This is a genomic window from Streptomyces viridifaciens, from assembly GCF_001888885.2.
Lineage (GTDB): Bacteria > Actinomycetota > Actinomycetes > Streptomycetales > Streptomycetaceae > Kitasatospora > Kitasatospora aureofaciens.
The window spans coordinates 2,327,749-2,343,321 of record NZ_CP090841.1; the positions used below are offsets into that span (position 1 = coordinate 2,327,749).

Sequence of the window (15,573 nt, forward strand, 5' to 3'; positions counted from 1 at the left end):
CTCCGGGCGCGAAAAAGAGGCGGGGCGAGGACGTGGAGTCCTCGCCCCGCCTCAGCGGTGGCTCACCCGCGCGGGGTCAGTCCGGCGGTCAGCTGCAGCCGCTGGTGGAGCCGCAGCCCTCGCACAGGTAGCAGCTGCCGGCGCGGCGCATCTTGGTGCCGCAGGAGAAGCAGAGCGGCGCGTCGGCGTTGAGGCCGAGCTGGATCTCCATCAGCTCCGTGGAGTTGTGAGCCTGCTTCGGGGCCGGGACGGCCTTGGGCGACTCGACGGCCGGGGCCGGCTTGACGGGGGCCACCGGGGCCGACTGGGCGAGGGACTCGGTGTCGAGCTCCTCGGCCTCCAGCGGCTCGTAGGAACCGGTCTCCAGGTGCCGGGTGCGCTCCTCGACGGAGTGGATGCCGAGCGCCGAGCGGGTCTCGAACGGCAGGAAGTCCAGCGCCAGGCGGCGGAAGATGTAGTCGACGATCGACTGGGCCATCCGCACGTCCGGGTCGTCGGTCAGACCGGCCGGCTCGAAGCGCATGTTGGTGAACTTCGAGACGTAGGTCTCCAGCGGCACGCCGTACTGCAGGCCGACCGAGACGGCGATGGAGAAGGCGTCCATCATGCCCGCGAGGGTCGAGCCCTGCTTGGACATCTTCAGGAAGACCTCGCCGAGGCCGTCGTCCGGGTAGGAGTTGGCGGTCATGTAGCCCTCGGCGCCACCGACCGTGAAGGAGGTGGTGATGCCCGGGCGGCCCTTGGGCAGGCGCTTGCGGACCGGGCGGTACTCGACGACCTTCTCGACGGCGGCCGGGGCCTCCTCGGCCTTGGCCTCGGAGTCCTTCTTCTTGGCCGAGAGCGGCTGGCCGACCTTCGAGTTCTCGCGGTAGATGGCGAGCGCCTTGACGCCCATCTTCCACGCCTCGAAGTAGATCTCCTCGACGTCCTCGACGGTGGCGCTGGCCGGCATGTTGACCGTCTTGGAGATGGCGCCGGAGATCCACGGCTGGATCGCCGACATCATCCGCACGTGCCCCATCGGGGAGATGGAGCGCTCACCCATCGCGCAGTCGAACACCTCGTAGTGCTCGGTCTTCAGGCCGGGCGCGTCCACCACGTTGCCGTGCTCGGCGATGTGGGCGACGATCGCCTCGATCTGCTCGTCCTGGTAGCCGAGGCGCTTGAGGGCGCGCGGGACGGTGCCGTTGACGATCTGCATCGAACCGCCGCCGACCAGCTTCTTGAACTTGACCAGGGCGAGGTCGGGCTCGACGCCGGTGGTGTCGCAGTCCATCATCAGGCCGATGGTGCCGGTCGGGGCGAGCACCGAGGCCTGGGCGTTGCGGAACCCGTTCTCCGCGCCGATGCGCAGCACGTCCTGCCAGGACCTGTTGGCCGCGAGCCAGACCGGGGCGTCCAGGTCGTCGAAGGACACCGCGTCCAGGGAGGCGTCGGCGTGCTGCTTCATGACCTGCTGGTGCGCGGTCGCGTTGCGGGCGTAGCCGTCGTACGGGCCGACCACGCCGGCGAGTTCGGCGCCGCGGCGGTAGGCGGTGCCGGTCATCAGCGAGGTGATGGCGCCGGCCAGGGCGCGGCCGCCCTCGCTGTCGTAGGCGTGGCCGGTGGCCATCAGCAGGGCGCCGAGGTTGGCGTAGCCGATGCCCAGCTGGCGGAAGGCGCGGGTGGTCTCGCCGATCTTCTCGGTCGGGAAGTCGGCGAAGCAGATGGAGATGTCCATCGCGGTGATGACCAGCTCGACGACCTTGGCGAAGGTCGCGGCGTCGAACGAGTCGTCGTCGCGCAGGAACTTCATCAGGTTCAGCGAGGCGAGGTTGCAGCTGGAGTTGTCCAGGTGCATGTACTCGGAGCAGGGGTTGGACGCGTTGATGCGGCCGGACTCCGGGCAGGTGTGCCAGTGGTTGATGGTGGAGTCGTACTGGATTCCGGGGTCGGCGCAGGCCCAGGCGGCCTCGGCCATCTTGCGGAACAGCTTCTTGGCGTCGACGGTCTCGATGACCTCGCCGGTCATCCGGGCGCGCAGGCCGAATTCGGTGCCGTTCTCGACGGCGGTCATGAATTCGTCGTTGACGCGGACCGAGTTGTTGGCGTTCTGGTACTGGACGGAAGCGATGTCGTCGCCGCCGAGGTCCATGTCGAAGCCCGCGTCGCGCAGGGCGCGGATCTTCTCCTCCTCCTTCACCTTGGTCTCGATGAAGGCCTCGACGTCCGGGTGGTCGACGTCGAGCACGACCATCTTGGCCGCCCGGCGGGTGGCGCCACCGGACTTGATGGTGCCGGCCGAGGCGTCGGCGCCGCGCATGAAGGAGACCGGGCCGGAGGCGTTGCCGCCGGAGGACAGCAGTTCCTTGGAGGAGCGGATGCGGGAGAGGTTGAGGCCGGCGCCGGAGCCGCCCTTGAAGATCATGCCCTCTTCCTTGTACCAGTCGAGGATCGACTCCATGGAGTCGTCGACGGACAGGATGAAGCAGGCGCTGACCTGCTGGGGCTGCTTGGTGCCGACGTTGAACCAGACCGGCGAGTTGAAGCTGAACACCTGGTGGAGGAGGGCGTGGGTCAGCTCGTGCTCGAAGATCTCGGCGTCGTCCTTGGTGGCGAAGTAGCCGTGCTTCTCGCCGGCGGCGCGGTAGGTGAGCACCACGCGGTCGATGATCTGCTTGAGGCTCCACTCGCGCTGCGGGGTGCCGACGGCGCCGCGGAAGTACTTGGACGTCACGATGTTGACGGCGTTGACCGACCAGAAGTCCGGGAACTCCACGCCGCGCTGCTCGAAGTTGATCGAGCCGTCGCGCCAGTTGGTCATGACGACGTCGCGCCGCTCCCAGCGGACCTCGTCGTACGGGTGCACGCCAGGGGTGGTGTAGATGCGCTCCATCCGGAGACCGCCCTTCGGGGCCTTGGCGCCCTTGGCCGCGGCCTTCTCGGACTTCGACCCGCGTGCGGAACCGCTCGTGGTGTCTGTCACTTCTCGCTCCTCCTCCTGGGCAAACGCCCGAAGTGCCCCGAAAAATCCGGGCACTGCTGGTTCGTTCCTCCGGTGTGCGGGCAGGCGGAACCCGACCGCTCACGCACCGTTTGTAGTGTTCCGTGCCCCGTTTTCGGGCACGCGTGGGCCCACGCGGGGCCTGTGGTGCTGCCGGCCCGCTGGGGGCCTGCGTCATGTTGGCTGTGGGGGGCCGCTCGGGCCCGGCGCGCCTCCTAGGGCGCGGCGGCGGGAACGGGCGCGCAGGTGCCGTCCGCCTCGGTGGCGGGCCGCTCGGCGCGGAGTTCCGCGATGGCGGCCTCGAAGTCCTCGAGTCCGTCGTACGCCTGGTACACGCTGGCGAAGCGCAGGTACGCCACCAGGTCGAGTTCCTTCAGCGGGCCGAGTATGGCCAGCCCGACGTCGTGGGTGGTCAGCTCGGCGTTGCCGCTGGCGCGCACGCACTCCTCGACCCGCTGCCCGAGCTGGGCGAGGGCGTCCTCGGTGACCGGGCGGCCCTGGCAGGCCTTGCGGACTCCGGTGATCACCTTCTGCCGGGAGAAGGGTTCGGTGACGCCGCTGCGCTTGACGACCATGAGCGCGGCCGTCTCCACGGTGGTGAAACGGCGGCCGCAGTCCGGGCACTGTCGACGACGGCGAATGCAGCTGCCGTCCTCGGTGGTCCGGCTGTCGACAACGCGGCTGTCGGAGTGCCGGCAGAAGGGGCAGTGCACCTGGGGATCCCTCCCTGGCAGGACGTGCGGACCGGTTGAGTCTATGCGATGCGCCCCCGGCCTCGGCAAGCTGATCATGCGACGCGACCACTAGTACTGGGCACGGAGAGGACTCTAGCCACTACATCTAGGTCTTCGGGGGATGCGGCACCCGTGGCGTGTCGGCGCCGATTAGACTTCCGAAGTCGACATCCGGTCGAACAATTGCTCGATGTACAACAAAGCCTTGATCGAGTCAGCCAACTCCCGAATAATTCACTCGAACGTGTGTTTGGCGCAACCTTTCGATAGGAGGTGCGTTGGGCTGGAAAAGGGAGAGGACAGCCGTCGAGAGGGGCCGCCGTGAACACCATCGAAAGCAACACCATCCCGGTGCAGGAACACTCCCAGTTCAAGGTGGGGCAGCGCACCACGAATGAGCAGAGCGTGGACATCAGCATGGACCGTAGCGAAGACCACCGCCTCTCCGGCCCGGCCGTTTCCACCACCGGCCGCGTCCCCGACCAGCCGATCGAACACTCCCCCGCCATGGACGACGCCCAGCCCTCTCCGGCCCGCGCAATGCCCGGCCGCCCCCCCGGCATCCGCACCGACGAGGCCGGCCTCACCGAGCGCCAGCGCCGGGTGATCGAGGTCATCCGCGACTCCGTCCAGCGCCGCGGCTACCCGCCGTCCATGCGCGAGATCGGCCAGGCCGTGGGCCTGTCCAGCACCTCCTCGGTCGCCCACCAGCTGATGGCCCTGGAGCGCAAGGGCTTCCTCCGCCGCGACCCGCACCGCCCGCGCGCCTACGAGGTCCGCGGCGTCGAGGTGGCCCGCCCCAACACCGCCGAGACGGCCGGGCGCCCCTCCACCTCCTACGTCCCGCTGGTCGGCCGGATCGCCGCCGGCGGTCCGATCCTGGCCGAGCAGACCGTCGAGGACGTCTTCCCGCTGCCCCGCCAGCTGGTCGGCGAGGGCGAGCTCTTCGCGCTCACCGTGCGCGGCGACTCGATGATCGAGGCGGCCATCTGCGACGGCGACTGGGTCACCGTGCGCCGCCAGCCGGTCGCCGAGAACGGCGACATCGTGGCCGCGATGATCGACGGCGAGGCCACCGTCAAGCGGCTCAAGCGCGAGGACGGCCGGATCTGGCTGATGCCGCACAACCCGGCGTACGAGCCGATCAACGGCGACAACGCCACCATCCTGGGCAAGGTCGTCGCGGTCCTGCGCCGCCTCTGACGGCGCCGCGCCACCCACCCATACCGGCACACCGGAGAGGGGCTCCACCGCCACGGCGGGGAGCCCCTCCGGCGTTCCCGGGCCGGGCCGCAAGGGCCCTCAGCCCCTCGGAGCCGCAAGTTCTCGGGGCCCCTAGGGCCCTCAGCCCCGCTTCGCCACCGGCCGCACCGGCGCCGCCGAGGCGTCGATCGCCGCCAGCGAGCGGCGCACCTGGTTGCGGTCCGTGGTGTACCAGAACTCCGGCATCGAGGACCGGAAGAAACCGCCGTACCGTTTGGTCTCCACCCGCGGGTCGAGCACCGCCACCACGCCCCGGTCGTCCGCCGCGCGCACCAGCCGGCCCGCGCCCTGCGCCATCAGCAGCGCCGCGTGCGTCGCCGCGACGGCCATGAAGCCGTTCCCGCCGTGCTGTTCGACGTCCTTCTGACGGGCGCTCATCAGCGGGTCGTCCGGCCGCGGGAAGGGGATGCGGTCCATCACGACCAGCTGGCAGGCCGAGCCGGGCACGTCCACGCCCTGCCACAACGAGAGCGTTCCGAACAGGCAGGTGGTCGCGTCCGAGGCGAACTCCCGGATCAACTCGCCCAGGGTGTCCTCGCCCTGGAGCAGGATCCGGTGGTCCAGCCGTTCCCGCATCGCCTCGGCGGCCGCCTGGGCGCCCCGCATCGAGGAGAACAGGCCCAGCGTCCGACCGCCGGCCGCCCCGATCAGCTCCTCCAACTCATCCAGCATGTCCGGCCGTTCGGGATCGCGCCCGGGGTCGGCGAGGTGCTTGGCGACGTACAGGATGCCCTGCTTGGGGTACTTGAACGGCGAGCCGACGTCGATCCCCCGCCAGTACGGAACGGCGTCCTCCCCGAAGCCGGGCTCCGGGTTGTCGCCGGGCGTGCGCTGGTCGGGCAGCCGGGTCTCCTTGGGCAGGCCGAGCGAGCCGGCCACTCCGTTGAAGTCCCCGCCCAGCTTGAGGGTGGCCGAGGTGAGCACGACCGAGCGCTCCTTGTAGAGCCCCTCGCGCAGCAGTCCGGACACGCTCAGCGGCGCGACCCGCAGCGAGGCGGTGCCCAGCCCGTAGCGGTCGCTGCGCTCGATCCAGATGACGTCGTACTCGGAGTCCTCCAGCAGCCGCTCGGCGGTCTCGTGCACGGTCTCGGCAGAGGCCATCGCCTGCTTGCGGACCGCGTCCTCGTCGCTGAGCCCCTTGTCCCTGGTCTCGCCGAGCGAGGTGATCACCTGCCGGGCGGCGTCCCGGATCGCGGTGACCGCGTACGCCAGGTACTCGGGCAGTTCCTCGACCCGGCCGGGCTGGGCGGTCTCCATCAGGCCGTGGTAGTTCTCGGCGGCGGCCTGCAGCAGGTCCACGGCCTTCTCGTTGGCCAGTCGGGCCGCCCGCTTCACCGCCCGGTTGACGGCGCCGACGGTCAGCTCGGCGGTGGCCGCGCCGGTGACCCGGTTGACCAGCTCGTGCGCCTCGTCCACGATCAGCAGCCCGTGCTCGGGCAGCACCGGCGCGCCCTCGATCGCGTCGATCGCGAGCATCGCGTGGTTGGTGACCACCACGTCCGCCAGCTTGGCGCGCTCCCGGGCCTTCTCCGCGAAGCACTCCTGCCCGTACGCGCAGCGGGTCGCGCCCAGGCACTCCTTGGAGGTGACCGACAGCTGCGCCCAGGCCTTGTCCGAGACGCCGGGGCTCATGTCGTCCCGGTCCCCGGTCTCGGTCTCGTCCGCCCAGTCGCGCAGCCGCAGCACCTCCTGGCCGAGCTTGCCGGCCGGGCCGCCGAGCGCGTCCACCGGGTCGAACAGGCCCTCGCCCTCGTCGCTCGGGGTGCCCTCGTTGGCCCGGTGGAGGCACAGGTAGTTGGACCGGCCCTTGAGCATCGCGAACAGCGGGCGGCGGCGCAGCACCGGGTGCAGCGCCTCGACCGTGCGCGGCAAGTCCCGTTCCACCAGCTGGCGTTGCAGTGCCAGGGTGGCGGTGGCGACCACCACGCGGTCGCCGTGGGCGAGGGCCGGCACCAGGTAGGCGAGGGACTTGCCGGTGCCGGTGCCCGCCTGGACGAGCAGGTGCTCGGCGTGGTCGACGGCGTCGGCGACGGCCTCGGCCATCCGCACCTGGCCGGGGCGCTCGACGCCGCCGACGGACTCGACCGCGGCGTGCAGCAGCTCAGGGATCCGCGAGCGCGGGACGGCTACGGCGTCCTCGGCCTCGTCGCCGAGGTCCGTCGCCCCCTGGGATTCAAAGTCGTGGGATTCGGAGTCGTTCGTCATGACCCTTCCACCCTACGGGGCGGGGGTGACAATCCGGTGCCGTCGTACCGGAAGCCGCACCTCCACGGTGACCAGGGCGTTCGGCACCGTCCCGTGCCGGACCGCGTGCGGGCGGTGCGGGCGGTCCTGGTAGCCGTCCATGACCAGCCGGTTGCGGTTGAGGCAGAGCCGGTCGATCCGGGGCCGGAACAGGTCGAACAGCTCGAAGCGCGCGCCCAGCTCGGGGAAGCGGTCCTGGTAGCGGTGGATCTCGGCCCGCAGCAGGGCCCAGAACTCGGTCTCGGGCAGTCCGGTCTGCGCCTCGAGCATCGGGGCGAGGTAGCGGAAGACGCCGATGAACAGCCCGGAGTGGATGAACTGGCAGAGGCCCTGGGGGTCGTCCCGCAGCAGCACGTCGGCGACCCCGTCGGGCAGGTCGCGCAGTTCGGGCAGGTCCTGGTCGCTGAGGTTGACGTCGTCGACGAAGTCCTTGACCGCGAGCCGGGTCGGGGTGTCGCGGTCGTCGAAGACCACGATGGCGTTCTCGCCGTGCGGGGAGAAGACCAGCCCGTAGCGGTAGAGGAAGTGCAGCAGCGGCGGCAGCGTCGCCGCGAACAGCCGACCGGTCCACTCGGCGGGGGTGAGGCCGGAGCGGGTGATCAGTTCGGCGGCGAGCGCGCGCCCGTCGGAGCCGGTCTGCAGCAGGGCGGCGAGGGTGCGGGCGCGTTCGTCCGGGGCGAGGAAGGGACCGAGCGGTTCGCGCCAGATCGCGCCGAGGAGTTCCTTGTACTGGTACGGCGATTCGGGCATCACCCGGTAGACGGGGTGGTCGACGGTGACGGAGGCGATCTCGCCGAGCAGGATCACCCGGCACTCGTCCCGCAGGTACGGGTCGGCGTCGCGCAGCCGGTGCAGCCAGGCGGTGACGGCGGGCGCGGCGAGGGTCCGTTCGACCGGCAGCCCGCGCCAGACCAGGGTGTTGAGGATGGACAGCGGCAGCTTGACGGTGCAGCGCTCCGGATGGGCGGTGTTGAAGAAGGAGCGGATGGACTGCTGGGGCAGCCGTGGGTCGCCGTCGGAGGGCAGCGGGACGATCTCGCCGGAGGCGATCCAGGGCGCGAACAGCGGTAGGACCGTCTCGTCCCACTGCCAGGGGTGGACGGGCAGCAGCAGGTAGTCGTCGGCGTCGGCACCGAGCGGGGCGCGCAGCGCGTCGACGTCGTCCAGCTCGCGGGCGTACAGCTGCTCGGGGTGGTCCAGGCCGGGCACGCCGCGGTACTGGGCGAGCCGGCGGTGGACGGCGATCCAGGGCAGCGGGCGGGCGCTGCGGGCTTCCGGGGTCCAGCGGGCGGCGTCGGCGCCGGAGAAGCCGATCCTGCCCTTGCTGGGGACGATCCACGGGTGGCCGGTCTGCCGCCCCTCCAGCGCCGGGTGGTCGAGGTCGGCGAGTTCGGCGGCGGTGAGCGCGGTGGCGAGTTGGCGGGTGTCGGCGGTCAGGGTGGCGGAGAGCTCGCGGATCAGGTGGGCGGTGGTCTCGGCGCGCATCCCGAGGGCCTCCCGGGCGTACGGCAGGAAGCGCAGCGGGTCCAGGCCGTCCGGCTGGGAGCAGCGGATCGTCTCCGGGTCGACCTGCCAGCCGTCGTAGGCGCCGCGCCGGGCGGCGAAGCGGTACTCGGCCTCGGGCAGTTTCAGCAGGTACTCGCCGTCGAGGGCGCCCGGGACGGGCCTGAGCAGCTCCTCGTAGGCGAACTCGCCGAGCATCTTGGCCAGCAGGGCACGGCCGGCCCGCTGCCAGTTCCCGGCGGTGAGGTGCGGGGGCAGGTAGAGCGGCGGTTCAGCGGCCGGCGGTTGCGGCACGGGTCAGCTCCTGGGGGCGGGGGAGGACGGGGGTGGGGGGTTCGGGCAGGACGGTGGCGCCGGCCGGGGCGGTGGGAACGGCCGGGCCGGCGGGGGCGGCAGCGCCGGTCGGGCCGGTGGGGACGGGCGGCGCGAAGCCGGTCCAGGCGGTGCGGGCGGGCAGCCGGTGGACGGTCCGCCCGGCGACGGCGTTCAGGATGACGGCGGCCCGGTGGGCGCCGAGGCCGAGGTCGGGGGTGCCGACGCCGTGGGTGTGCAGTTCGGCGTTCTGGACGTAGATGCCCCCGGCGAGCCCGGGCCGGGTGGCGACCCGGTGGTCGAGGTCGACCCGGTAGCGCCCGGACTCGTCCCAGTCGATCAGGTGGGCGAGCGGTTCGAGGGCGGCCGGGCGGGCGGCGCGGTAGCCGGTGGCGAGCACCACGGCGTCGGTGCGCAGCAGGTGCTCGGCGCCGGAGTCGGTGTGCCGGCAGTGGAGTTCGAGGCCGCCGCAGGGGCCGGGTCGGGCGTCGGTGACGGCGGTGCCGGGGGTGATCTCGACCGGGGCGGTGTCGATCGGACGGCCGATGGTGCGCTCGTAGAGGTGGTCGTGGATCTCGGCGAGGGTCTCGGCGCTGGCGGCCTTGTGCAGCTGCCACTGGGCGGTGACCAGGGCGTCCCGGACGGGGCCGGGCAAGCCGTGGAAGTAGCGGGTGTAGTCGGGGGTGAAGTGCTCCAGGCCGAGCTTGGAGTACTCCATGGGGGCGAGCGCCCTGGTCCGGGTGAGCCAGCGCAGCCGGACGCCGTCGCCCTCGTGGCGGCGGAGCAGGTCGAGGAAGACCTCGGCGCCGGACTGGCCGCTGCCGACCACGGTGATGTCCCGGGCACCGGCCAGGTCGGCCCGGCGGTCCAGGTACTCGGCGGAGTGGAAGGCCCGCGGGTGGTTCGCCAGGGCGGTGAAGGCCTCGGGCAGCACGGGTCGGGTGCCGACGCCGAGCGCGAGGTTGCGGGCCCTGGCCTCGCTGCGCCGACCGGTCGCGGTGTCCGTCAACTCGACCCGGAACAGCGTGCCTTCCCGGTGCAGGGCGGTGACCTCGGTGCCGAAGCGGCAGTTGGGCAGCCGCTCGGCGGCCCAGCGGCAGTAGTGGTCGTACTCCCGGCGGGGCAGTTGGAAGCGTTCGGCGAAGTAGAACGGGAAGAGCCGGTCCTGGGCGCGCAGGTAGTTGAGGAAGGACCACGGGTTGGTCGGGTCCACCAGCGAGACCAGGTCGGCGAGGAAGGGCACCTGCATCCTGGCGCCGTCCACCAGCATGCCGTGGTGCCAGCGGAACTCCGGGCGCTGGTCGCAGAAGAGCGTGCGCAGGCCGGGCACGGGCTCGGCGAGGGCGGCGAGCGAGAGGTTGAACGGGCCGATGCCGACGCCGAGCAGGTCGTACGGGGGGTCGTGCGGGGGGAGGGTGTCCACTGGCGTTTCCTAGGCGGGGAGTCGGGCCTGCAGGACAGGCCCTGCGTCTCGGTCGCGGATCATCAGGGCGGCGCGCTTGTCGGGCAGGTCGAGTTCGGCGACGGCTCGGAACCCGGCCCGTTCGAAGGCCCGGACCGAGCGCCGGTTGCGGACGTCCGGTTCGGCCACCACCCGTTCGCAGTCGGGCACTCGGCGGAGAATCATTTCTGCCAGCGCGGCCAGCAGCTGGGCCCCCAGCCCCCGGCCCCGGCTGGCGGCGGGGCCGAGCAGCAGGTGCACGCCGGTGTCGTGCGGCCGGGCCGGGTAGTGCTCGGCGAGCGGATCGAGGTCGGCCCGGTAGACCTCCCAGTAGCTCATCGGCGCGCCGTCGAGCAGGCCGAGGCAGGGCACGCTGCCCCCGTCGCCGTCGAGTTGGGCCCGGAGGTGCCGTTCGGTGACGGCCGGCGGTCCGGCGAGTGCCCAGAACTCGTCGACCTCGGGGTCGTTCATCCAGCCGGCGAGCAGTTCCAGGTCGGCGGGCAGCCGGACCGGGCCGAGCCGGAACCGGCCGACCGGGGTGGGGACTTCACCCCACCCGGGCAGGTCGTCCAGCATCAGCCACCCGCCACCGGGTTGGGGATGTCCACGTACACGGACTGGGTGGCGACCGGTCCGACCAGCTCGTCCAGTCCGTTGATCCGGGTGAGCAGGTTCGCCTTGCAGGGCAGGGTGGGCGCGTCCAGCAGCAGGGCGGGCAGCGCCGAGCCGGTGGCGGCCGCCCGCGGCCCGGCCAGGAACCGGCGCAGCCCGGCCAGCAGCACCGTCTCGTCGGCGAGCCCCTGGGAGCCGAGGGCGCCGACCAGCCCGAGCACGTGGTTGATGCCGAGGTAGTAGGCGAAGTGGTGGTCGATGACGGCGTCGGGCAGGAAGGTGTCGCTCTGCGCGCCGAGTCCGGGCAGTCGGGCGGTGAGCCGCTCGGCGGCGCTCTCCCGGTAGTAGTAGCCCTGGTTGTCGCGGTAGCGGCCGCCGCTGGGCCAGCCGTCGGCGTCCAGCAGGACGATGCTGTTCTGCTGGTGCGCCTCCAGTGCGACGCCGCCCCGGCCGTCCATCCAGAGGACGGGCAGCACGACGGCCTCCAGGTAGCGCAGGAACCATTCGGCGGCGACGGTGGACAGCGGACGGCCGGTGCGGGCGGCGAGCGAGCGCAGGGTGTCGCCCAGCCGGGACGGCACGGTGGCGCCGTTGCCGCGCGGCTGTTCGGCGACCAGCCCGGCCACGCACAGCGCGCGCTCGGTGGGCGCGAAGGGCTGGGCCCGCAGCACGGTGTCCAGGCCGCCGGGGTCGCCGAGGTCGGGGTGGTCGACGCCGATCCAGGCCGGGTCGCGGACGATGTCGAAGCCCGGGTGGGCGGCCCGCCACTCGGCGGCGAGCCCGCTCTCCAGCAGCCGGTGCACCTCCACGCCGCGGTGGAGTTCCTTGCGCAGGTTCTCCCGGCGGGAGTTGGTGATCCGCAGGCCGAGCGAGAGCTTGAGCATCCACGGCGTGCCGGGCCGGTAGACGGTGCGCACCGAGGAGGTGGGGTACCAGGGTTCCCCGGCCGGGCCGAGGTCGTGCAGCAGCCCGTCCGCGAGCAGGGCGGCGACGGCCGGGCGGTGGGCGAGTTCGCGGGCCTGCCAGGGGTGCAGCGGCAGGGCGGCGGTGCCCGGCGGCAGGGCGGTGCCGCCGCCGAGCAGGGCCGCGGTGAGCCGGTCGGCGCTCCGGGCGACGGCCGAGCCGGCGGCGAGCAGTGCGCGGTCCACGGCGTACCAGTGCAGCTGGAAGGACCCGTGGAGTTCGGGCGAGTAGGCGGCGCTCTGGGCCGGGCCGAGGCCGTCGCGGCTCTTCGGGGTGGGGTGCAGCGGGTGGCCGAGCAGCAGGGACTGTTCGGCGGCGAGGAAGTGGGAGCGCTCCGGGCCGCCGGGTTCGGCGCCGGTGCGGCGGTGGGCGAGGATCTCGGCGGTGCGCGTCACGGAGTCGGCGACCCGGGCGGCGAGGTCGGCGACCTGTCCGGGGTCGGGCCGTTCGGCGGCCGCGGCGGCGAGCAGTGCCGCGGCGGTGACGGCGTCCACCGGGGCCTCGGCGGTCCCCTCCCCGGCGGAGAGGGTGGCCGGGCCGAAGCGGTGCCAGCCGCCGGGCGACCAGTAACGGACCGGGGCGGTGAGCCGGGCGGCGCCGCCGAGGACGTCGATCCGCAGTCGGCCGTCCGCTCCGGGGCGGGCTCCGGTCTCCCGCGTCCAGCACCTCAACAGGGCTTCCACCGCTGCCTGTTCGGCGGCGACAGCGGGATCGGGGTGCAGCAGCGGGTCGGGCGAGGCGGCCCGGTCCGCCGTCGGCGGCGGTACGGGCGGGGCTCCGGTGAGGGCGGTGCTCAAGGCTGCTCCTTGGTGCGCGTGGGGGTGCGGACGCGCGCTGGTGGTGGAGGGGGCGGGCGGGCGCTCGCACCGTCGCGTCAGGTAAGGGTTACCTATCCCTGACGGGTGATCACAAGGATGGATCACTCGTCCGGGTGAAGACCGGGGATAGTGCACCACCGCGCGGGGCGGCCCTGCTGTGCCAACGAGACGAACGGTTCCGCGTCACGGACGGGTGACGACCGGTCAGCTCCGGAACCCGGGGGGCGGCCGCCGCCGTCCTCGCCGGCGATGGAAGACTCCAGGGCGGCGAGCCGCCGCACCGAAGTCCGACCGAGCACAGGGGGAAGCGCACAGATGCCATCGATCCACCGGTCAGCCCTGGCCGCCGCCCTGGTCACCGGAACGCTGCTGGCCGCGACCGCCTGCGGGCCGGACGGCCCGGGCGGCGTCGACCGGACCGCCGCACCGCCACCCGCCGCGGACGCGAGCGCCTCGGCGAGCCCGGGCGGCGGCGTCATCGGCGGGATCACCCTGCCGTCCGGCCTGCCGAGCAGCCTGCTGGAGGGCCTGCCGAAGAGCTGGGACGACCTGAAGAAGTGGAAGTTCGACGACTGGGACAAGTGGGCGTCCAAGCACGTCTTCAACAACCCGGTGGTCAAGGACTTCTGGAACCCGGACAAGATGGGCGACGCCAAGCCCGCCGACCCGGCCCCGCCGACCGCCTCGCCGGCCGCCGCCGACGGAGTGACCGACCCGGAGCCGCCGGTGGTCAAGGCCGTCCAGGTGCCCCGCCCGTACCTCAAGCAGCCCTCCGGGAAGGTGTTCTTCTCCGCCCAGGGCGGCCGCGGCAACTGCTCGGCGACGGTGATCGCCGACCCGCAGCACCCGGGCCGGAGCAACCTGGTCTGGACGGCCGCCCACTGCGTCCACGAGGGCAAGGGCGGCGACTTCTACAAGGACCTGGTCTTCGTGCCCGCGTACAACAACTCCGGCGCCTCCAGCGGCGGCAGGAAGGCCCCGCTGTCCGAACTGGCCCCGCTCGGCACCTGGTGGGCCGACCAGGTCGTCACCTCCCCGCAGTGGATGGTCGAGGGCGGCCCGACCGGTGACGCCGCCAACCAGTACGACTTCGCCGTGATGCGCGTGCACAACCAGAACGACACCGGCAAGTCCCTGGAGGAGACGGTCGGTTCGGCCGCCCCGGTGTGGTTCGACGCGCCCCGCGACCAGCTCAGGGTGTCGACCGTCGGCTACCCGCTGGTCAAGCCGTTCGACGGCCAGGAGCTGTACAAGTGCGACGGCGGCAAGCCCACCCGGCTGTCCTTCGACGCCAAGCGCCCGTCCATGCTGACCATCGGCTGCAACATGACCCAGGGCGCCAGCGGCGGCGGCTGGTTCGCCACCATGCCGGACGGCCGGACCGCCCTGGTGAGCAACACCTCGATCGGCACCCAGGAGCACACCTCGCTGAGCGGCCCGTACCTGGAGACGGTCGCCAAACAGGCCCTGGACTGGATCTCCAGGAAGCAGTGACCGGCACCACCACGGGGGTCTCCTCAGCTTGCGCACCATCCGCACCGTTCGCACTACCGGGGGCACCGGCACCACGAGCACCACGGCCCGGCGGGCCGCCACCGCCGGCGCCGCGCTGCTCGCCGCCCTGACGCTCACCGCGGCCGCCTGCGGGCCGGACGGCCCCACCGCCCCGGCCGCCCCGCCCGCGGCACTGCCCAAGGCCGCGCCGACCAGCCTGGGCGACCTCAGCGGCTGGAAACTGGAGGACTGGGCCCGGTACGTCGCCGACAGCGGCTTCACCAACCAGGTGGCCCCCGGCTACTGGACCACCGCCCGGGCGGAGGCCGCCAGGGCCAGGCCCACCCCCGAGTACTCGCTCACCGCCGCCTCCCCGGCCGCCGTCCAGCGCGACGCCCCGCCGGCCGCCGTCCAGGCCCGGCCGCAGCCGCACCCGTACGGCCCGGACTCCGCCGTGGTCGGCAAGCTGCTGATGACCACCTCCCAGGGCGACAGTGTCTGCTCCGGCACGGTGGTCTCCGACCCGCTCAACCCGGGCCGCAGCAACCTGGTCTACACCGCCGCCCACTGCCTGCACGACGGCCGGGGCGGCGGCTGGGTGAAGAACCTGGTCTTCGTCCCCGCCTTCAACCGGGACGGCCGGGCGGCCCGCGGCAAGCCGTACGGCGACCAGCAGGCCGCCCCGTACGGCCGCTGGACGGCGGTGCGCGCGCTGGTCTCGCCGACCTGGCTCCAGGAGAGCGGCGTCGGCGCCCACGACCAGTACGACTACGGGATCGTCCGGGTGCGCGGCGAGTCCGACTCCGGCCGCTCCCTGGAGGAGACCGTGGGCGGCTCCGTCCCGGTCTGGTTCAACGCCCCCCGCGAGCAGATCACCTCGGCCGCCGCCTTCGGCTACCCCGTCGAGCGGCCCTCCGACGGCATGGAACTGCAGCGCTGCGACTCCGCCGCGGCGCCGGGCGGGCTGTCCTTCGACCGGGCCCGCCCGCCGATGTACGTGATCGGCTGCACCATGTCCGGCGGCGCGGGCGGCGGTGGCTGGTTCGTCACCAGGGACGGCAAGCCCAATCTGGTCAGCGTCAGCTCGGTCGGCAGCCGCAACCCGGTCGGCTACCTGGCCGGGCCGTCCCTCCAGGAGCAGGCGAAGCAGGCCTTCGACTACTTCGCCAAGAACGTGAAGTAGCCCCCGGACGGAATCCGTCCAGG

Annotated in this window: 10 protein-coding genes; 3 read left to right on the forward strand and 7 right to left on the reverse strand. The window is 72.5% G+C overall.

Annotated features, from left to right (window positions below):
- Positions 1–88: 88 nt before the first annotated feature.
- Positions 89–2,965, reverse strand: a complete 2,877-nt coding sequence (locus tag BOQ63_RS17525; protein ID WP_030285345.1) for a vitamin B12-dependent ribonucleotide reductase — start codon at positions 2,963–2,965, stop codon at positions 89–91.
- A gap of 233 nt (positions 2,966–3,198) precedes the next feature.
- Entirely contained in the window at positions 3,199–3,696 is a 498-nt protein-coding gene (gene nrdR / locus BOQ63_RS17530) for a transcriptional regulator NrdR (RefSeq protein WP_030285342.1), read from the reverse strand.
- A 528-nt stretch (positions 3,697–4,224) separates the two neighbouring features.
- Here nrdR and lexA point away from each other — a divergent pair.
- A complete protein-coding gene (lexA, locus tag BOQ63_RS17535; protein ID WP_030285340.1) occupies positions 4,225–4,920 on the forward strand; it encodes a transcriptional repressor LexA in 696 nt (231 codons plus the stop codon).
- Positions 4,921–5,061: 141 nt separating this feature from the next.
- Here the strand turns inward: lexA and BOQ63_RS17540 are convergent, their stop codons facing one another.
- Genes BOQ63_RS17540 through BOQ63_RS17560 form a run of 5 tightly spaced genes read right to left on the reverse strand, consistent with a single transcriptional unit; the run spans position 5,062 to position 12,852 of the window.
- Positions 5,062–7,185, reverse strand: coding sequence for an ATP-dependent DNA helicase (locus BOQ63_RS17540; protein ID WP_078867386.1), 2,124 nt, complete (start codon positions 7,183–7,185; stop codon positions 5,062–5,064).
- Between the two features lie 12 nt (positions 7,186–7,197).
- Positions 7,198–9,021, reverse strand: coding sequence for an IucA/IucC family protein (locus tag BOQ63_RS17545; RefSeq protein WP_072654603.1), 1,824 nt, complete (start codon positions 9,019–9,021; stop codon positions 7,198–7,200).
- Positions 8,999–10,462, reverse strand: a complete 1,464-nt coding sequence (locus BOQ63_RS17550; protein ID WP_078958681.1) for a lysine N(6)-hydroxylase/L-ornithine N(5)-oxygenase family protein — start codon at positions 10,460–10,462, stop codon at positions 8,999–9,001. Before BOQ63_RS17550 ends, BOQ63_RS17545 begins: the two co-directional genes overlap by 23 nt.
- A gap of 9 nt (positions 10,463–10,471) precedes the next feature.
- Positions 10,472–11,164 carry a GNAT family N-acetyltransferase gene (locus BOQ63_RS17555; RefSeq protein ID WP_072656288.1) on the reverse strand — a complete coding sequence of 231 codons (693 nt, stop codon included), beginning with the start codon at positions 11,162–11,164 and terminating at the stop codon, positions 10,472–10,474.
- Positions 11,056–12,852 (reverse strand): IucA/IucC family protein, encoded by a 1,797-nt coding sequence (locus BOQ63_RS17560; protein ID WP_037829941.1) that lies wholly within the window; start codon positions 12,850–12,852, stop codon positions 11,056–11,058. The genes BOQ63_RS17555 and BOQ63_RS17560 overlap by 109 nt, the downstream gene beginning before the upstream one ends.
- A 336-nt stretch (positions 12,853–13,188) precedes the next feature.
- Between BOQ63_RS17560 and BOQ63_RS17565 the strand changes: the two genes are divergently transcribed.
- Together BOQ63_RS17565 and BOQ63_RS17570 are read left to right on the forward strand one after the other, a co-directional pair.
- On the forward strand, positions 13,189–14,367 hold the full coding sequence (locus BOQ63_RS17565; RefSeq protein WP_030557779.1) for a trypsin-like serine peptidase: 1,179 nt from the start codon (positions 13,189–13,191) through the stop codon (positions 14,365–14,367).
- Positions 14,368–14,395: 28 nt separating this feature from the next.
- Positions 14,396–15,550: a trypsin-like serine peptidase gene (locus BOQ63_RS17570; protein WP_050366557.1), complete on the forward strand. Its 1,155-nt coding sequence runs from the start codon at positions 14,396–14,398 to the stop codon at positions 15,548–15,550.
- Positions 15,551–15,573: the final 23 nt, after the last annotated feature.

What these genes read in the sequence shown, in the direction of transcription:
- BOQ63_RS17540 (WP_078867386.1), bottom strand. Translation starts at nt 7,185, where the DNA reads ATGACGAACGACTCCGAATCCCACGACTTTGAATCCCAGGGGGCGACG.
- BOQ63_RS17565 (WP_030557779.1), top strand. Translation starts at nt 13,189, where the DNA reads ATGCCATCGATCCACCGGTCAGCCCTGGCCGCCGCCCTGGTCACCGGA.
- lexA (WP_030285340.1), top strand. Translation starts at nt 4,225, where the DNA reads ATGGACGACGCCCAGCCCTCTCCGGCCCGCGCAATGCCCGGCCGCCCC.